An 18,908-nucleotide genomic window follows, 5' to 3' on the forward strand; every position below is an offset into this window, starting at 1 on the left:
GATTCAAATTTTTTACAGATCGTATTTGGCAGAAGGTGTTTTGCCAGTCAGGCATGAACAATGCTACAGAATGGCTCGAGGCGTGCTATAATAGATGACTTAAGGCAACTATGCGTTGTCGCAAGGCAATGGATGCCCAAAAGCCTCCAGCCAATCCTAAATTGAGGTGTAACAGAATGAATAAACGATGGACGATCGATAAAATCCGGACATTCGTCAACAACAATTCCGACAGCAAATTATTGTCGACGGAATACCACGGATTCTCCCAAAAGCTCTTGTTCAAATGCGCATGCGGCAATAACTTCGAGAAGACCTTCACGAAGTTCAACAAGAACAACCAGCGCAAATGCGATACATGCCAACCGCCAAAAGCACCGCGCGGGCAGGAACAATAAGAAAACGCCAATCCCTATTTATAAAGGATTGGCGTTTTTCTGTGTGTAAAAGAAGTTATAATCCACTATAAATTAAAACAAAGATCACCTTTCCTACATTAATAAATCAATTACCTATCTCAGTATTTGGAGAAGCGTTCGCTCGACTCCTGCGGGAATAGCGGGTTTGAGAGACCCCGCAGGAACGCAGTGACGAGGAGGCTCGATTCCCGCCCGCGGAAAGCGAGCGATAAGCTTCGGAAAATATGACTTCTCGCCTTTCTAGACAAGATGAAAACGCTAATCCCCCTCACAAGGGAATTGCGTTTTTTTTCCTGGAAATATGAACGAAGAAGAGATCGATGCAGCTTCTGATACGAAAAGTTAAAAAAGTACAGATGATGTTAAAAGAGTGCTAGTGAAAGCGCTATCATTTAAGTTTTCAGAATTTATACTTAAGAAGTAATTACTTATATTTACAAAGGGAGAGGGGAAAAGATATGAAAAAGAATGTTAAAGGGTTTTTGCTGCTGACGATTCTGGTGTTGTTCGCTTTGGCTTTAACCGCATGCAATAGCGAAGGGGAAGAAGGTTCAGGATCGAGTTCAGGCTCAGGGGTGGATGTCGGAATCGTCTTGCCGACAAAAGATGAGCCGCGTTGGGTACAGGATGAGCAGCGCTTTAAAGATGCATTGGCAGAATCGGATTACTCGACTGAAATTCTCTTCAGCCAAGGATCTTCAGCTAAAGAAAAAGAGAACGTCGAAGCTTTATTGAATAAAGGCATCAAAGTCTTGATCATCACGCCGCATGACGGGGCTGCAGCAGCGGCTGCTGTAGAAGCTGCAAAAGCGGATGACGTAACGGTTATTGCATATGACCGTTTGATCACGGATACGGATGCAGTTGATTATTACGTAACTTTCGATTCATTGGCAGTAGGGGCAGCACAAGCCCAGTATTTGATCGATAATGCAGAAGGCTCTGATATCCCGTTGTACTTGTATGCAGGAGCTTCTTCAGATAACAACGCGTTCTTGTTCTTCCAAGGCGCATGGGAAGTGCTTCAGCCGAAAATCGCTGACGGCACATTCAAGATTGCCAACTCCAGCGAAGCGGAAGCTTTGTCTGATACGAAAGAATTGGACCGCGACCAGTTGAGCAAAATCATCGGCCAGGTCACAACGAACTGGGATCCAAACGAATCCAAGAACAAAGCACAGACGCATTTGACTTCAGTAGGTGAAGACTTGAAAGGCGATGTAGCGATTTTGGCGCCGAACGATGGCACTGCCCGCTCGATTGCAGACGTCTTCGGCTCGGATTCCGCTGTGACGGATTACACGATTACAGGCCAGGATGCTGAGAAAGCGTCAATTCAATACATCATCGATGAGAAACAATCGATGACGGTCTTCAAAGATGTCCGCACACTTGTACAGGATGCAATGGGCATGGCCGTTGAAGTGTTGGACGGAAACGAACCGGAAACAACAGGCTCTTACGATAACGGAGCAGGCGAAGTGAAAGCGAAACAAACAGATGTCATCGTAGTCGATAAAGAAAATGTGAAATCCGAATTGATCGACACAGAATATTACGAAGCAAGCGAGTTTACAGGCATCGAGTAAAAACAATAGGACACAGGAATAGTGATAGCGCTGTCTATCACTATTTCTCCATTCCTTGAGGTTTTTGTAGGGGAGGTAAAGAAATGAGCGATTACATTTTAGAAATGAACGGTATAACCAAAGAGTTTACGGGAATCAAAGCGCTGGATGACGTCAATTTCAAAGTCGAACGCGGAGAAATCCATTGCTTGATTGGCGAAAACGGGGCAGGGAAGTCAACACTTATGAAAGTGCTGAGCGGCGTATATCCCTATGGTACATATGAAGGGGACATCGTCTTCGAAGGAGAAGTCCAGCGGTTCAATGAAATCAACGATAGTGTCAAAGCCGGAATTGCCATCATCTATCAAGAGCTGGCATTGTTTCCGGATCTGACGGTCTACGAAAACATCTTTGCCGGAAACGAAATCCGCAAAGGCCCGTTCGTGGATTGGAATGAAACGATTGTCCAGTCGGCGAAGATGTTGAAAAAGGTCAAACTGAATGTCGACCCGGAAACCTTGATCAAGGATCTCGGAGTGGGGAAGCAGCAATTGGTAGAGATCGCCAAGACTTTGAGCAAGGACGTTAAATTGTTGATTCTTGATGAACCGACTGCTGCCTTGAACGAGAATGACAGCGAGAACTTATTAGAGCTATTGAAAGAATTAAGATCGCAAGGCATCACCTGCATTATGATTTCCCATAAATTGAAAGAAGTCATTTCAATCGCTGACAAAGCAACCATCTTGCGGGACGGAAAAACGATCGTCACCTTGGACGCGCATAAAGGCGAAATATCGGAGAGTGTCATCATCAAGAATATGGTGGGCCGTGAAATCGCGGATATTTACCCGAAACGCTTGGATCATCAATTCGGCGGAACGGTGCTCGAATTGAACGATTGGTCGGCATACGACACCCAGCTCGGCCGCCACGTCGTGAAAAAAGCGAATATCCAAGTGAAACAAGGCGAGATAATCGGAATCGCCGGCCTGATGGGATCAGGACGAACGGAACTTGCGCTGAGCATGTTCGGCAACCCGAAGAAATACAAAGTGGAAGGCGATATGCAGGTCAATGGCCAGAAAGTTCAATTCAAGCACACAAGCGATGCCATTAAAGCGGGAATCGCTTATGTGACCGAAGACCGCAAAGGCAACGGATTGTTCTTGATCAATGACATCAAGAACAATATCACAGCGGCCCATTTGAAAGGCATTTCGCAAAGCGGTGTGTTGAATTTGAACGAGGAAGTGAAAGTCGGCTCTGAGTACAGGCAATCGATGCAAATAAAAACCAGTTCGCTTGAATTGGCAGTCGGCAAGCTGAGCGGTGGCAACCAGCAGAAAGTATCGCTCGGCAAATGGCTGTTTACGGGTCCGAAAATCCTCATCCTCGACGAACCGACGCGGGGGATCGATGTCGGAGCGAAATTCGAGATCTACACGATCATGAATGAGCTGATCAAGCAAGGCATGAGCATCATCATGATCTCTTCTGAATTGAACGAAATCATCGGCATGAGCGACCGCATCTACGTGATGGCGGAAGGCGCGATCACTGGAGAATTGTCGAGAGAAAATACGACACAAGAAGCCATTATGGAATTGGCAACGCAATAGGGGGTAGGTATCCATGAGTTTTTTCAATGAAGCGCGCTTTCTCATCAAAACAAATATACGTGATTACGGCATGTACATCGCATTGTTCGTCATCATGCTCACCTTTTCGGTGATGACAGATGGTTTGTTCATGTCGTCGCGAAACATCAGCAACTTGCTCGATTCTGCCGGCTATATCGCCGTTCTGGCAGTCGGCATGACGCTCGTCATCGTCATCCGCCACATCGATTTATCGGTCGGATTTGTCGCCGGCTTCCTCGGTGCCGTGGCAGCGATTTTCCTGACACAGATGGGGTTGTCGGTATGGATCGTCATTCCGATCGTCTTGGTGTTCGGGATCATCATCGGCTTGTTCAACGGCTTTTTGGTCGCGAAAATCGGCATCCCGTCGTTTGTTGCGACACTGGCCGGCATGCTCATTTTCCGTGGGGCTTTGCTTAATGTCACGGAATCGACAGGCACGATCATCGTCAACGACGACTTGTTCAATGCACTGGGCAATGGCTTTATCCCATCGCTCGTGGAAGTGAACGGCCTTCATTTGCTGTCGGTGCTTGTCGGCGTGATCGGCATCGTCCTTTATATTTACAGCGAACTATCCACGCGCCGCAATAAAGTGAAATACGGCTTCGATGTGATTTCACTTCCAATCTTCATCCTGAAACTGGTTTTTGTCTCATTCATCATCGGCTATATCACGTGGGTGCTGGCTGGATACAACGGATTCTCATGGACGGTCGTCATCATGCTGCTTGTCGTTGTGATTTATCATTTCCTATCGACCAAAACCGTTCTCGGGCGCAATATTTACGCAGTCGGGAGCAACCCGGAAGCTGCGCATTTAAGCGGCATCAACGTCACGAAAATCACCATGATCGTCTTCGGTTCGATGGGCATGCTTGCTGCTCTGTCCGGCATCCTGTTCACGGCGCGCCTGCAATCGGCGACGACGACAGCCGGAACTTTGTTCGAGCTTGATGCTATCGCAGCTGCATATGTCGGAGGGGTTTCTTCAGCCGGCGGAGTCGGCAAGGTCACCGGCGCCATTATCGGCGCGATCGTCATGGCTTCCTTGTCGAGCGGCATGAACTTGCTCGGCGTCGGCATTTCCTATCAGTATATGATTCGCGGAGGAGTGTTGGCCGCAGCTGTTATTTTCGACGTCATGACACGAAAGCAGCGCGCTTAACTTCATCACAGACAAGCACCTTCGCTGACGAGGGTGCTTGTTTCCAGAGTGTTAAAGAGATCTATGAACTGCTATAAATTAGAACGGAAATGTTTCTTTCCACATTCAAAAATCAATGATCTTTCTAAGTATTTGGAGAAGTGTTCGCTCGACTCCAGTGGATCAGCGAGACGACCGAGACCCCGCAAGGCGCGTAGCGGCTGAGGAGGCTTGGGCGCGAGCCCACGGAAAGCGAGCGATAAGCTTCGGAAAATACGACTTCTTACCTTTCTCGACAAACTGAAACAAGCACCTTCACAACCGAAGGTGCTTGTTTCTATATAGTCCGTATTGCGAATCTTCCGACAGGTGGTAAGATGAAAACAGTTTCATTGCGAAAAGGGGAGCGAACCGTGAGAAGAAAAGTCATCTTTGTGCTGTGCTCATTATGTGCCGTGCTCGGTTTTTTTACCGTACTGTCAGTGAATAAAGTCCTGAATTCCGAATGGGATCTGCCATCAGCCGTCAGCAGCGACCAGGAACGCCAGCGGATCGTACTCATCACCCAGGAACTGGATACGCCGTTTTGGAAGCTAGTCGGAGAAGGCGCTGCCAATCAGGCAGAACGGGAAGATGTCGGATTTGAATTATGGGGAAGCTACGGAAAAAACCAGGAAGACTTCCTCAAGCAAGTGGAAATTGCACTTCATTCGAAAGTCGATGGAGTCATTGTGCAAGGCAATGACACCGATGAATTTCAGCAATTGGCGCGCATCAAAGCCGCTTCCTATGGCATCCCGATCATCACGGTCGCAAATGACGTGCCGGTCGAGAAAAGCTTGCGCAAAACCTATGTGGGCTCGGACCATTACGCAGCCGGTGAATTGCTGGTGAAGCAATTGGTCGACGATATGGGCGAATCAGGGGAAATTGTCCTACTTGGCGACGCTGAACTGGAATACAGCGAACGCCTGCGCTTGGACGGCATGCAAGACAGCTTGGATCAATTCCCTGAGATCCGCTCCACTTATATAGAAAGCGGCTCTTCTGATGAAGAAGCGGCGGATGCCGCACAGCAAGCGCTGAACGAGCATCCGGAAGTCGATGCGTTCATCTTGCTCGATATCCGTCAAGCTCGCGTAATCATGCAGGAAATCAGCAGCCGCACCGAACTCGATCCGTTTTATCTGTATTCGTTCGATGACGGTTCGGATGCTTCTGCGCTGTTAACGGAAGGCAAACTCGATGCCATCATCGAACAATCGCCGGAAGAAATGGGTGAGAAAAGCGTCGAAATGATGATGAAATGGCTTCGCAATGAAGTCGTCCCCCTTGATTCCAAAGGATATGTGACCGATATCCGCATTGTGGAGGGAAAGGATGAATTGCCGTGAATACAATCCAAAAAAAGATTTGGATGCTCGCGGGAATCGTCATCGTCATGATGTTCGCGATTTGGCTGGCATTGACGTTCTATAACCAGAAAATGCAGGACCAATACAATGACATCTTGCAGCGCTATTTGCAGATGAACGAAGTGACCGCCTCCAGCCAGCAGACCGTGACTAATTTGAACGATTACTTATCCAATCCGACAGCCCGCTCAGCGACGACACTCGCGTCCAGCCAGCAAAGGCTGCAGGATGCTCAAGCGTCGTTGATGGAATTGCGCAATGCGGACAACGAGTTTTCATTGACCAATTACAGCAATATGATCGAAAGTTTTACGGAAACCGTGGAACGTTCCGCCGCTTTCAGCGAACAAGGCGAGAATGACATCGCCGCAAGTGAATTCACGGAAGCGAACCGCATGTCGGTTTATATTTCCGAAATGACCTTGTCGATTTTCAATTCCGAACTCAGGACCTATGAACGCTTTTACCGGGACATTATCCGGCAATCACAGGAATTGAACACGATGGGCATCCTGTTGTTATCGCTTACGAGTGTCTTATTATTATTGTTCACTTATTTGTTTTCCTTGAGCATCACCAAGCCGGTCCATCAATTGACGAAAGCAGCAAATGAACTGGCCAAAGGGCGCTTCGATCAGCCGATCCGCGTGAATTCCAATGACGAAATCTCGTTTTTGGCGAAAACCTTTGACCATATGCGCGTGAATATCAATAAACTGATTCTGGAAATCCAGCAAAAAGCACAAGTGGAAAGCGAATTGCAGGAAAGCCAATTGCTGCTGCAGCAAAGCCAGATGCGCCATCTGCAAAGCCAGATCAACCCGCATTTCCTGTTCAACACCTTGAACACTTTATCGAAAAAAGCCTATCTGGACGGCGCTGAAGACACCAGTGATCTCTTGGTCAGCGTAGCGGGTTTGCTGCGTTATAATCTGAAGCGCCTCGACCATACCGTAACGCTTGAAGAAGAGGCGCATGTGCTGACGCAGTACATGGATATCCAAAAAGCCCGTTTCAGCGACCGTTTGACCTTTCATATTGATCTGGACCAATCGGCCTTACTGTATCAAATGCCGAGTCTGACGCTTCAGCCGCTTATCGAAAATGCCGTGATCCATGGCATCGAGCCGAAAGAAGAAGACGGCGAAATCTGGTTCCGCATCAAAGATGAAGAACAGTATATCCGCGTGGAAATTGAAGACAACGGCCAAGGCATGGACGGAAATAAAATCGAACAGCTATTGAAAGGCGGCATTGTTCCCCAGGAAGGGCATGCTACGGGAATCGGCTTTGCCAATGTCGCCAAACGGCTCCAGCTGTTCTATGGCAATGACGATGTTGTCGAAATCGAAAGCACACCGCACGTTGGAACGAAAATCATTTTGAAATTGCCAAAAGTAATGGAGGTTGAAAGCTATGTTTAAGCTCCTGCTCGTGGACGACGAACCGATCGAACGTGAAGGGATGAAAGCGATTCTGGAGCGTTCATTCGAGGGAATAGAAATCAAACAAGCGAAAAATGGCAAACTGGCTGTGGAAATCGCAGCCGAGTGGCAGCCGGATATCATCTTCATGGACATCATGATGCCGATCATGACTGGTTTGGAGGCGATCGAACAAATCCGCGAAACCGACCCCGATGTCGAGTTCGTCATGATGACGGCGTTCGATACTTTTGATTACGCCCAGCGAGCGATCAAATTGGGCGTGAAAGATTATTTGCTGAAACCGAGCAAAGCGGCGGAAATCGTTGCCATCGCGGAGAAGGTCTTCAGCCATTTGAGAAAGAAAGCGCAGCAATCGGCCGAACAAGAGCAGCAACAAAGCGCCTTGCAAAAAGCGATGGCGATCGTGGAGATGGATATCGTCACGCAATTATTATTCGACCAGGTCCAGGACATGCATATCGATTTGCTGGTGGAGATGAAAGGCACCGAGCCGGCTAAAGAGAAATTCGTCATGACCATCTCAGTCCCAAAAGGCGCGGAGCAAGTATGCCGTGACATCAAACGGGACATTAGCGAAAGCTCACATATTTGGATAGGTCCCTGTTACGACTGGCAACTGCCGATCATCGTCTTCCGCGACCCTGTGCATTCGCTGCGCTCGCAGGCAATCACGCTCGCTAATAGGATCTTGGCGGCATCCGGCAAGCGTGAGCAATGCTTTGTCGGGATTGGGCCGATGTGTGATTCATTGGGGCAGGTGAGGGATTCTTACCAAAAATCATTGCTCGCCATGACGGATTTAGCGGTTCCTTCGCGCTACCGTTTTTATTCAGCGGAGCTGGAACCTATCCGCTCACACGACCCCGCGCTCATCAAGCAGCAGGAAAAGAGAATGGCCGATAGTGTCCGGCGCGGCGATTGGGAAACGGCCGAAGACATCGTGGCCGGATTGATCCGACAGTCGGAGCGAGCAGGCGAAAATGTCATCAGAACCCAGCAGCGTTCGCTCGAATTATTATGGCTATCCAGCCGGATCATGGCTGAGTCAGGCATCGAGACGGAAGCGCCTTATTACGCGATCCCCGCAAAAGACTATCGCCAATTGATGTTGGCAAGCTTGGAGTTGATCGGCGGGTTGAAGGAGAAGCACAACATGCATTTCAGCCGGCTGGAATTCGATAAGATCCATAAAATCAAGCAATTCATCACCGAGCATTCCCATGAAGACATTTCATTGGAAGTGCTCGCGAAAAAAGTGGATTTGAGCCCGATCTATATCAGCAAATTGTTCAAGGAAAAGCTCGGCATCAATTACATCGACTTTCTGACGGAATGCCGGATGGGAAAAGCCAAGAAATTATTGGCGGACCCGGAAATCAGCCTGAAAACGATTGCGCTGGAAGTTGGATACCACGAACCCAATTACTTCAGCAAAGTGTTCAAGAAAATGAATGAACTGTCCCCGACTGAATATCGCTTGAAGCTGTTGAATTCAGGCCGCACGCAAGGAATCAGCACATGAAGCGCTTACTGGGGCTATTATTGCTGATGAGTGCGAGCGTTTGGCTTGCGGCGTGCCAGGAAGATTCCCAGCTGCCGGAAAAAAGCGTGTTCAAGGAAGATGAAATGCCGCAAGACGGGGAGCCGTTGAAAATCGGCTTTGCGATGGATACCTTAAAAGAAGAGCGCTGGTTGAAAGACCGGGAATTGTTCGAACAAGCGATCGAATCGCGCGGATTGGAAGTGGACATTGCGGCAGCTAACGGGGACGACGCGCTGCAAATTGCCCAAGCCGAAGAGATGATCCAGGAAGGCATCGACCTCCTCGTCATCGTGCCGCATAACGCTGAAGCGACAGCGGCAATTGTCCACAAAGCGCACGGGGCAGGCATCAAAGTGATTGCTTACGACCGTCTCGTGAAAAATGCGGAAATCGATTTATATGTTTCTTTCGACAATGAAAAAGTAGGAGAGCTGCAAGCTGAGAAAATGCTGGAACTGGTGCCAGAAGGCAACTACGTCTACATCGGCGGCGCCCCGACAGACAATAACGCGCACCTGCTGAAAAAAGGCGTGTTTGATGTGCTGCAGCCGGCGATCGAACGCGGCGACATCAATATCATTTACGATGAGTGGACAGAGGACTGGGCGCCAGAACAAGCCTTCGCCCATATGTCGCAGGCGCTCGAAATCAACGGCAATCAAATCGATGCCGTCATTGCGGCAAATGACGCAACCGCCGGCGGGGCGATCGAAGCACTTGCGCAGCAAGGGCTGGCCGGGTCTGTCCCGGTCGCAGGGCAGGATGCCGAACTGGCAGCTGTCCAGCGGATCGTCGACGGCACGCAATCGATGACCGTTTATAAACCGATCCAGCAATTGTCCGAACGCGTTGCGGCGCTTGCTGTCGAGTTGGCAGAAGGAAACGAGATCGAACCGACCGTCAGCATCAACAATGGAAAAAGCGAAGTGCCGTCCGTGCTGCTTGAACCAACCGCGGTTGATATCGGCAACCTGGAAAGCACCATATTGGCGGATAATTTCCATTCCGAAGAAGAAATCGATGGGATGGAATAATGACCTCAGTTTGAATATCTGTCAGCAAGTGAACATGCCGCTGCCCGGCTGAACGGGAAGCGGCATTTTTCAATGAGGTTAACGAGTCAATCATAAAAATCTGAAAAGAATTTTAAATATTCGGTTGACTTCTCTATTTCCTAGTATTAAGATAGGGATTAATTTAATAATCTTATCCAGAGAAGCCGAGGGACTGGCCCGATGACGCTTCAGCAACCCCTGATTTAATCAGGAAGGTGCTACTTCCAGCAAGGAGAGATTCCTTGGGAGATAAGAGAGCGGACCCGACTATTCACATAGCCCTCTTTTCTCGTTTATTGAGAAAAGAGGGCTATTTTTATTTTCCACTGAGGGCTGCGGAAATTACGATTTCAAAAGGAGGAATTTGACGATGACGAAGAAACGGATTTATTTGAACGCTTTTGAGATGGTGTGTGCAGGCGGCCACCAGTCGCCGGGGTTATGGCTCCACGAGGACGATCGGTCGCACACGTACAAGGACAGCGAATATTGGATTGAGCTTGCGAAGCTATTGGAAAAAGGGAAGTTCGACGCGGTGTTTTTGGCCGATGTGCTTGGAACCTACGACGTCTACGGCGGGACGCGCGATGCGGCGCTTCGCAATGCGGTGCAGACGCCGGTCAACGATCCGCTATTGGTCGTGCCGCTCATGTCATCGGTGACAAAGCATTTAAGTTTCGGGGTCACGGCATCTGTCAGCCACGAACATCCATACACCTTCGCACGGCGCATGTCGACACTCGACCATCTGACAAAAGGGCGCATCGGCTGGAATGTCGTCACTTCCTATTTGAAAAGTGCCGCAGTCAATATCGGGCTCGATGACCAAATGAGCCACGACGAACGCTATGAATTTGCGGCCGAGTATTTGGACGTTTGCTATAAATTATGGGAAGGCAGCTGGGAAGATGGCGCAGTCGTGCGCGACAAACAGTCGAAAGTCTATACCGACCCGTCAAAAGTGCACGATATCCGCCACGAAGGCACGTACTTTAAAGTGCCAGGCGCTCATTTATCCGAACCGTCGCCACAGCGCACGCCGGTATTGTTCCAGGCAGGAGCTTCGCCGCGCGGCCGGGAGTTCGCCTCGAAACACGCCGAATCGGTGTTTACGGCAGGGCCGACGATTCCTGTGGTGAAAAAAGGAGTCGACGCACTAAGAGAACGAATCACGGCGAATGGCCGAAATCCGGAAGATGTGTTGGTGTACACCACCTTCACCGCGATTGTCGGGAAGACCGAACAAGAAGCGCAAGAGAAATACGAAACCTTGAAAAGCCATGTCAGCTACGAAGGCGCACTCGCCTTGCTGAGTGGTTGGACCGGCATCGACTTTTCCGGATACGATCCCGAAGATACGCTTGAATACATCCAAAGCAACGCCATGCAATCGGCGGTCGAAGTGTTCACGCGTGCCGACCCAGATAGAAAATGGACCATCGGGGAACTTGCGACATTTGTGGGCATCGGCGGCAGAGGTCCGGTTGCAGTCGGAACACCGGAGCAAGTAGCCGATGAAGTCGAGCGCTGGAGAGATGAAACAGGTGTTGACGGTTTTAATTTGGCGTACACGCTCGCGCCTGGCAGCTTCGAGGACTTTGTGGAATTGGTCGTTCCGGTCTTGCAGGAGCGCGGGCTCGTGCAGAAAGAATACACGGAAGGCACGTACCGCGAGAAAATCTACGGCAAAGGCCAAGCGCAATTGAAAGACAATCATCCGGGTAGAACGTTCAAGCACTTGCACGAACCGGCTAGAAATTAAAGGAGGAATGCGCATGCTGACAGCTTATTGGATCGCCGTCGCCGTCTTTTGGATCGTCGGGCTGACCTTATGGAATAAACTTTACCCAAAACCGAAAACGAAAGGAGGCGAACGCAATGGGGGATGAAACATCTTGGCTATTGCCGCTGATTGCATTAATGCTCGTCGGCTATTTCGCCTTGACGACGTGGCTCGGCAAAAAAGGCAAAGCCCATAGCGGATCGATGAAAGGATTTGCCATCGCGAAAGGCAAAGTCAACCCGGCTGTTGTCGGCATGAGCTTCGGCGCTTCTTATGCAAGCGCCAACTTGTTTCTCGGCGTGCCGGGCTGGGCGTATACATACGGCTTGTCGACTTTGTGGTATACGATCGGCTGCTTCGGGGTCACGTGGCTCGGTTTGTTGCTGTTCACGAAAACCTTCTGGCGCTACGGGCAGAAAAATGGCGGCAGCTTGACGATTCCCCAGTGGCTCGGCAACCGTTACAACAGTAAAGCCTTGCGCGTACTCGTCGCTTTATTGGTGTTGTTCAATATCTATTACATCGTCGGACAGAATGTTGGGCTCGCGACGATGTTCGAGACGGTTATCGGCATTCCATATTTATGGGGCATCGCGATCGGCGTTATCATCACCGTCGTCTACGTGAGCCTTGGCGGCGCGTTCGCGCAGATCGTCAGCGATGGCATCCAAGGGGCGACGATGGCGATTGTGTCGCTATTATTATTCATCTCGCTATTATGGACGATCGGCGGCGGATGGAATGTGTTCGGCACGCTGCAAGCGGAACTTCGCGCAATCGATCCGGCACTTGTTTCGCCGCTGTCGACAGGCGGGCCGTTCTATAGCGGCTTCGCGATCTTGAGCATCCAGTGGCTGCTGTTTTCATTCGTGCTATTGCCGCACTTGATGAATAAAGTGCTGACGGTTGAAAAAGAAGAAGATTTGCGGACCTTCACCTTATCCGCTGGCATCTCTTTATTCACGCTGTCGATCTTCTCGGTATTCGCAGGACTTGCAGCGCGCATCATCTTGCCGGGCCTTTCGTCAGCTGACAGTGCCATTCCGGCATACATCATGGAAGCTTTCCCGGTTGTCATCGTCGCGCTGCTCGTCATGGGATTGATCTCCGCGATCCTGTCGACAACCGACAGTTTGTACCTTGGCATCACCAATAGCATCGGCAACGATTTGTTCAAAGTGCTGGCAGTGCCGGTTCTCTATAAAAACAAGCATCTGACGGAGCAGGAACTTGATGCCAAAGTGCTGAAAGCGTCGAAAGTGTCGCTGGTCTTCATCGGGCTCGTGTCGCTCTATATGTCGATCAACCGGCCGGAATCCTTGGCGCTATTGACGAACTTCGGGACCTCGGCGATCATCAGCGGCATTGCAGCCCCGATCAGCCTCGGCTATTTCTGGAAGCACGCCAATAAATCCGGCGCCATCGCTTCCGTCGTCAGCGGTGCCGGCTGCTATATGATTTTGACCGGCACCGGCATCATCGAACACGTTTTCCAGGCGATGTTTTTCAGTTCGATTCTCGGCTTCACGTCGATGATCACGGTGAGCCTACTTGCCGAAACCTTGAGAAAGCGCGAAAAGACTTCGCAGGAAGCGGTTCGTGGATTGTAAAGAAAAGCCCCGAAATCATTCGGGGCTTTTTCTGATCCTGCCAATCTTCGGGGAAAGTTCATAAATCCAAGCGTCTCGTTCTTGTTTCTTCCGTGCAAATGAAATAGACTGAAAGGAGTGGATGCAATAATTGAGTTCATCTAAAAGAAAGAAGGAATCATACCTATGAAGAAGACCTTGATTTTATTAAGTGCATTACTTGTTTTGCCGATGACAACACATGCCCATTCAGTGCTTGAATCGTCGACTCCAGCGGAAGGCGCGGTTGTGGCTGAGCCCATTGAACAAGTGGTGCTCGATTTTAGTGCCGGTATCGAACAGGGCAGTGCCATGACGATGACGATGGACGGAACCGCTGTGGATTTCAGTGAAGTGACCGTGATGGAAGACCAATTGGTCGGTACGCCGGCCGAGGATCTTGAAGATGGTTCTTATGTCGTGGAATACGATGTATTGAGTGAAGACGGCCATCCGATCCAAGGCTCGCTTGCTTTTGAGTTGCAGGCAGGTGAGGAAGAAGAGGTGACAGAAGAAGCGGCAGAAACAGCTGAACCGGAGGCCGATGAGGCCGAAGCCGAGGAAGCTGAACAAACTGAAGCTTCCGATATGGACCAAGCAGCGGCGAACGATCCGGAAGCTCCAGCAGAAAATAGCGGCTCCAGCATGACCTTGATCATCGCAGGCATTGCTATTATCTTGTTGATCGCTGCCGTTGTTTTAATGCGTAGAAAACGATGAGTTGGTTGATCGCCCTGTCGGATTTTTTTCTTTATGTGGTACTGGCGTTTCTGGCAGGAGATGTCGTCTTGCGCTGCGTCACACCCGAGAAAAAGCCGCTTGTTGAGGTTCCGAAAAAACTCGTCTTGAGTGCGCTGGCGCTGATTCCGCTCTTGCTTGCCCCGCCCGTCATCCAGCTGGTGTTATTGCTGTCGGAAAGCTTCGGTCTGATGCAAGCAGTGGTTGATGTGGCAACGGAATTTCGTGCCGGCCAAAGCTATGTGTTCGGCGTCTTGATGGCTGTGGCATGGCTGGTCGTGGTGTGGCGCGATGGATCGTGGGGGTTTCGCGCATTTTGGCTCGTCCTCAGTGTTCTCAATGTGGCATATGCGAGCCACGCAGCATCGATTGCGGACTGGCAAGGATTTGCCGGGCACGCGCTTCACTTTCTGGCGCTCGTGCTATGGGCAGGCGTCTTGATCCACATCGCCTGGTTTTTGCGGGATGGGCGCAATTGGCGTGCGTTTCTCAAATGGTTTACGCCGTTTTCTGTTGCCATGATGGTCATTTTGATCGGCAGCGGCATCTGGCTCATGCTGTTTTTTGTGGCTCCGGAAGATTACACGAGCTCGTGGATTTTGCCTTATGGGCAGCTTTTGCTGCTGAAGCATTTGAGCATCGTGCCACTGCTGCTTGCAGCGTTCATCAATGCCGCCTTATCCCGAAGCGACGTCCCGAACCGCTCATGGCTCAAAGTCGAGAGCTGGTTATTGCTGTTGGTATTATTGATTACCGCCTTCATGAGCAAGCTTGCCCCGCCGCATAATATTAACGAAACGTTCCGGATGGAAGGCAGCGCGCCGTTTGTCGAGTGGTTCGCCGGGCCGCAGTATTTGCCGGTGCACGCAGTGTGGACGCCGAATATCGATGCTTTCCTGATGATGGCAATCGGCCTAATCCTCCTGGGCTTCCAATGGTTAAGCTACCGCAAACAGCTGCCGGAATGGCTGTCGTTTATCTTTGGCCTCGGGTTTGTCGCCGCGACTTATACCGGATTGATGTTCAGTTTCTTATTTTAATGAAGAGCCTTGCCGAAAATGGCGAGGTTTTTTTCTTGCAAAGAAAATTTCGACTATCGGATAAGTTGTTGTGAGTTGCAGGGGATTGAGTTACACTTAAATTGGCAAGGAATGGATTTTAATTATTCAAAAATTTACACTTTAACAATAATTAGACAACTAGAAGTATTTTTGTATTCAGCTATTCCTTTCCCACAAAATTACAGAATGGCGAGGTACATATAATGTCAGATTTACGGGTGCCTGAAAAGCGCTTCCGGCCTGAGCTGGAAGGAATTCGCGCAGTAGCAGCGCTTTTGGTAGCAGTCTATCATATTTGGATCGGGTCGGTTTCCGGCGGGGTCGATGTCTTTTTCATCGTCTCGGGATATTTGATCACGACGTCTCTTTTGTCACGGATGGTGCGCGAAGGCCGCATCAATTATCTGGAAAATCTATTGGGGCTCGCGAAACGGTTGTTTCCGCTGGCATTTACGGTACTTGCCGTAAGCGCCGTGCTGTCGATTTTCTTGTTGCCGCTCAGCACATGGCGTCAGACAATCGCCGAATTGTTTTCGTCGATGTTCTATTTCCAGAACTGGCAGCTTGCCAATAGCGCCGTCGATTATTTGGCGCAGAACAATACTGCAAGCCCGTTCCAGCATTTCTGGGCATTGTCGATCCAGGGCCAGTTTTACGTAACGTGGCCGATCGTCATCACGCTCGTGTACCTGTTGGCGACAAAAATCCTGAAAACGCCGGTGCGCAAAACTTTGCTGGCGGTGCTATCGGTGATTTTCCTCGCTTCACTTAGCTATTCGGTTTATATTACCGCAGTCAATCAGCCGTGGGCGTATTTTGATACATTCGCCCGCGCTTGGGAATTCTCGCTCGGCGGGATGCTCGCATTATTGCTTCCTTATCTGAAATTTTCGGACCGTGCGCATCTCATCATGGGTTGGGTAGGGCTTGCGATTATCTCATTCACCGGTATGGTGCTTCCTGTATCGACGGTGTTTCCGGGATTTGCGGCATTGCTGCCGACCGGTGGCGTGATCTTGGTTATTATCGCCAGTGAAAATGGCCAGGCATTCGGTGTTCAGAAATTGCTTGGTTCGAAGCCGTTCCAGTATTTCGGCAGCATTTCCTATGGCTTTTATTTATGGCATTGGCCGTTGCTGGTGTTTTACTATGCCTATTTCAATACGGAAACGGTCACAACACTTGGCGGCATCGGCATTTTGGCCATCACGCTCGTTTTGTCGATCATGACCATCCGACTCGTCGAAAAACCGGTGCGCGAGATGCCGGTCAAGCATTCGAAAAAGCGCTTGTCGAAAGTATTGGTCGCGTTGATGACACCGGCAATTCTGGTCGGCCTTTCGTGGGGCGTCTTCGTCCAAGCGAGCAGCAGCAATAGCGAACCGGTAACAATCGAAGACAATCCCGGCGCCCGCGCCGTATTGGAAAATATCCAGCCGGCAGAAGATGCGGAACTGCAGCCAGACTTTTTATCGGCGAAAGAAGACTTGCCGACATTCTATAGCGATAAAGACTGCTTCTTGACAGGCAGTGTCAGCTCGAAACTCAAGGAATGTTCGTTTGGCGTAACGGAAAACCCTGAGCATGTCGTGGCCTTGGTCGGCGGATCGCATTCGGGGCACTGGTTCCCGGCGCTTGAAGCAGTCGCAGAAGAAATGAACATGCGCATCGATGTCTATAACAAAGATGCCTGCCGATTCTCAAGCGGCGATTTCGACGGCCAGCTGGATGAAGCGTGCATGACGTGGAATGATAATCTGCAAGAGCGCCTGATGGCAGAACCGCCTGATTTGATCTTCACGACAGCGACGGTGAATTCTGGCGATACGGTGCCAAAAGGGTATATCAATAAGTGGAAAGAGTTCGAAGGGGTCGCGGAGATTTTCGCGGTGCGCGACAACCCGCGCATGAAAGTCGACCCGACGCTCTGTCTCGATGAATTGAACGTCGACAATTGTTCGGTGGAACGCGACAAAGCTTTGGCGGATGTCGTGCCGTGGGAAAATACGGAAGGCATCCCGAACAATGTGACGTTTGCCGATATGTCCGAATATTTCTGTACGGACGATACGTGCCCGCCTGTGGTCGGCAATGTACTCGTCTACCGGGATAAGCATCATTTGACGACGCTTTATTCACAAACAATGGGGCCGGCGTTGAAAGAACATCTTGAACCGGCTCTTGAAAATTTAAACTGATGAATACCGAACGCCTCCGGAAGGACTATCTTCCGGAGGCGTTTTCTATTGCGGCGCCGAGCAGGGAAAATAAGTGCTGCGTCGAAAGAGTTACAAAGGAAACCGTTTACGGAGAACGCGCAGCAAAATCGGAGAGGGGTATGTGGCATGAAACGCAGATGGCCGGTTTTAGCATTGACAACGCTTGGGGCATACGGAGCTTACCGAAAGTACAAAGACATGACGCGGCTCGTCAAGCCGACGTGGCCGGAAGTCCGGCACGCCGGGGAAGTGGAACAGGCAAGAACGGACAATCTCCCGAAACCGATCTCCAAATGGCTGGAAGTCAGCGGCGCGGTCGGCCGTGAACAGGTGATGGGCGTTTATGTAAAGCAAGAGGGCTGGATGAAAACCAAACCCGACCAGGAAGAATGGAGCGAATCGACCGCCGAGCAATACAGTTTTGTCGACCCGCCGTCGTTTTATTGGAAAGCGCGCATGAAAGTGGACGGCTTGTTCGTCACAGGGTCTGACAGTTTTCGGGATGGCCGTGCGGGCATGCGCATCCGCTTTGCGGGGCTCGTGCCGATCAACCGGGCAATTCCCGACGGCAAGCTTGATGAATCGGCATTGCAGCGCTTTTTAATGGAAATGGCCTGGCTGCCGGGGCTAGTGTTCAGCCCGTATGTGCGGTTTTTGAACAGCAACGAACGTTCAGTGGAAGCGGAAATGACCTATAACGGGTCGACCGCCAATGTAACGTTCGAGTTTGATGAAACAGGGCGCATGAAGCGGGCGCGTGCGATGCGCTATAAAGAGGTCGGCGAAGATGCCAAGCGCTTGCCGTGCATCGCAGAAGTGCATGAATGGCAAACAGTGGACGGCATCGAAATCCCGCGGCGCATCGACATCACCTGGATCATCGACGGTCAAGCCTTCACTTGGTACAAATTCACCGTCGAAGCCGCCAAATTCAACCCGCGTGTCCCGGATGCCTGGTAGGCAGCAGAAATGTAACAGAAAGTTCTTTGTTTTTTGATAAATCACCTTGACCCAAATCACCACAGGGGGTATCATGTGGGAATACTAAAAACTGCATAGTGAATTCTTATCTAGAGAAGTCGAGGGACTGGCCCGATGACGCTTCAGCAACCAGCCGTTAGGTCAGGTGCTAATTCCAGCAGGCACACGCCTGGCAGATGAAAAGGAACGAGTCCGATATCGTAAAGCCTTCTTTTTCATGGAAGGCTTTTTTTGTTTATATCGATGCGTCCGCAGCT

14 protein-coding genes and 2 riboswitches are annotated in these 18,908 nt (G+C 50.2%); all 14 genes read left to right on the top strand.

From position 1 onward, the window contains the following. The first annotated feature begins 176 nt into the window (after positions 1-176). The 14 genes from AUC31_RS01320 (at position 177) to AUC31_RS01385 (ending at position 18,630) form a co-directional block, all read left to right on the top strand. The gene (locus AUC31_RS01320; protein ID WP_058381746.1) at positions 177-398 is read left to right on the top strand and encodes a hypothetical protein; all 222 of its coding nucleotides are present in this window, start codon (positions 177-179) and stop codon (positions 396-398) included. Positions 399-877: 479 nt separating this feature from the next. Further along, positions 878-2,008, top strand: a complete 1,131-nt coding sequence (locus tag AUC31_RS01325; RefSeq protein WP_058381745.1) for a sugar ABC transporter substrate-binding protein — start codon at positions 878-880, stop codon at positions 2,006-2,008. Between the two features lie 83 nt (positions 2,009-2,091). After that, positions 2,092-3,612 (top strand): ATP-binding cassette domain-containing protein, encoded by a 1,521-nt coding sequence (locus AUC31_RS01330; protein WP_058381744.1) that lies wholly within the window; start codon positions 2,092-2,094, stop codon positions 3,610-3,612. Between the two features lie 13 nt (positions 3,613-3,625). Beyond that, positions 3,626-4,801 carry a sugar ABC transporter permease gene (locus AUC31_RS01335; RefSeq protein WP_058381743.1) on the top strand — a complete coding sequence of 392 codons (1,176 nt, stop codon included), beginning with the start codon at positions 3,626-3,628 and terminating at the stop codon, positions 4,799-4,801. 392 nt (positions 4,802-5,193) lie between these two features. After that, positions 5,194-6,174 (top strand): sugar ABC transporter substrate-binding protein, encoded by a 981-nt coding sequence (locus tag AUC31_RS01340; RefSeq protein ID WP_058383703.1) that lies wholly within the window; start codon positions 5,194-5,196, stop codon positions 6,172-6,174. Next, positions 6,171-7,619, top strand: coding sequence for a sensor histidine kinase (locus AUC31_RS01345; RefSeq protein ID WP_058381742.1), 1,449 nt, complete (start codon positions 6,171-6,173; stop codon positions 7,617-7,619). Before AUC31_RS01340 ends, AUC31_RS01345 begins: the two co-directional genes overlap by 4 nt. After that, positions 7,612-9,165 carry a response regulator transcription factor gene (locus AUC31_RS01350; RefSeq protein ID WP_058381741.1) on the top strand — a complete coding sequence of 518 codons (1,554 nt, stop codon included), beginning with the start codon at positions 7,612-7,614 and terminating at the stop codon, positions 9,163-9,165. Before AUC31_RS01345 ends, AUC31_RS01350 begins: the two co-directional genes overlap by 8 nt. Further along, positions 9,162-10,220, top strand: a complete 1,059-nt coding sequence (gene xylF, locus AUC31_RS01355) for a D-xylose ABC transporter substrate-binding protein (RefSeq protein WP_058381740.1) — start codon at positions 9,162-9,164, stop codon at positions 10,218-10,220. The genes AUC31_RS01350 and xylF overlap by 4 nt, the downstream gene beginning before the upstream one ends. Positions 10,221-10,389: 169 nt before the next feature. Next, positions 10,390-10,497: riboswitch (SAM riboswitch) on the top strand. Positions 10,498-10,611: 114 nt separating this feature from the next. Then, positions 10,612-12,003, top strand: coding sequence for an LLM class flavin-dependent oxidoreductase (locus tag AUC31_RS01360; RefSeq protein ID WP_058381739.1), 1,392 nt, complete (start codon positions 10,612-10,614; stop codon positions 12,001-12,003). Positions 12,004-12,119: 116 nt separating this feature from the next. After that, positions 12,120-13,634: a sodium:solute symporter family protein gene (locus tag AUC31_RS01365; protein ID WP_058381738.1), complete on the top strand. Its 1,515-nt coding sequence runs from the start codon at positions 12,120-12,122 to the stop codon at positions 13,632-13,634. A 165-nt stretch (positions 13,635-13,799) separates the two neighbouring features. Continuing rightward, positions 13,800-14,372 (top strand): copper resistance CopC family protein, encoded by a 573-nt coding sequence (locus tag AUC31_RS01370; RefSeq protein ID WP_058381737.1) that lies wholly within the window; start codon positions 13,800-13,802, stop codon positions 14,370-14,372. Further along, a complete protein-coding gene (locus tag AUC31_RS01375; protein WP_058381736.1) occupies positions 14,369-15,430 on the top strand; it encodes a copper resistance D family protein in 1,062 nt (353 codons plus the stop codon). The genes AUC31_RS01370 and AUC31_RS01375 overlap by 4 nt, the downstream gene beginning before the upstream one ends. 224 nt (positions 15,431-15,654) lie before the next feature. Then, positions 15,655-17,649, top strand: coding sequence for an acyltransferase family protein (locus AUC31_RS01380; protein WP_058381735.1), 1,995 nt, complete (start codon positions 15,655-15,657; stop codon positions 17,647-17,649). Positions 17,650-17,796: 147 nt separating this feature from the next. Continuing rightward, the gene (locus tag AUC31_RS01385; protein WP_058381734.1) at positions 17,797-18,630 is read left to right on the top strand and encodes a DUF6920 family protein; all 834 of its coding nucleotides are present in this window, start codon (positions 17,797-17,799) and stop codon (positions 18,628-18,630) included. Positions 18,631-18,733: 103 nt separating this feature from the next. After that, positions 18,734-18,834: riboswitch (SAM riboswitch) on the top strand. The last annotated feature ends 74 nt before the right edge of the window (positions 18,835-18,908 follow it).

Source organism: Planococcus rifietoensis (genome assembly GCF_001465795.2).
Lineage (GTDB): Bacteria > Bacillota > Bacilli > Bacillales_A > Planococcaceae > Planococcus > Planococcus rifietoensis.

What these genes read in the sequence shown, in the direction of transcription:
- AUC31_RS01320 (WP_058381746.1), top strand. Translation starts at nt 177, where the DNA reads ATGAATAAACGATGGACGATCGATAAAATCCGGACATTCGTCAACAAC.
- AUC31_RS01325 (WP_058381745.1), top strand. Translation starts at nt 878, where the DNA reads ATGAAAAAGAATGTTAAAGGGTTTTTGCTGCTGACGATTCTGGTGTTG.
- AUC31_RS01330 (WP_058381744.1), top strand. Translation starts at nt 2,092, where the DNA reads ATGAGCGATTACATTTTAGAAATGAACGGTATAACCAAAGAGTTTACG.
- AUC31_RS01335 (WP_058381743.1), top strand. Translation starts at nt 3,626, where the DNA reads ATGAGTTTTTTCAATGAAGCGCGCTTTCTCATCAAAACAAATATACGT.
- AUC31_RS01350 (WP_058381741.1), top strand. Translation starts at nt 7,612, where the DNA reads ATGTTTAAGCTCCTGCTCGTGGACGACGAACCGATCGAACGTGAAGGG.
- xylF (WP_058381740.1), top strand. Translation starts at nt 9,162, where the DNA reads ATGAAGCGCTTACTGGGGCTATTATTGCTGATGAGTGCGAGCGTTTGG.
- AUC31_RS01360 (WP_058381739.1), top strand. Translation starts at nt 10,612, where the DNA reads ATGACGAAGAAACGGATTTATTTGAACGCTTTTGAGATGGTGTGTGCA.
- AUC31_RS01365 (WP_058381738.1), top strand. Translation starts at nt 12,120, where the DNA reads ATGGGGGATGAAACATCTTGGCTATTGCCGCTGATTGCATTAATGCTC.
- AUC31_RS01370 (WP_058381737.1), top strand. Translation starts at nt 13,800, where the DNA reads ATGAAGAAGACCTTGATTTTATTAAGTGCATTACTTGTTTTGCCGATG.
- AUC31_RS01375 (WP_058381736.1), top strand. Translation starts at nt 14,369, where the DNA reads ATGAGTTGGTTGATCGCCCTGTCGGATTTTTTTCTTTATGTGGTACTG.
- AUC31_RS01380 (WP_058381735.1), top strand. Translation starts at nt 15,655, where the DNA reads ATGTCAGATTTACGGGTGCCTGAAAAGCGCTTCCGGCCTGAGCTGGAA.
- AUC31_RS01385 (WP_058381734.1), top strand. Translation starts at nt 17,797, where the DNA reads ATGAAACGCAGATGGCCGGTTTTAGCATTGACAACGCTTGGGGCATAC.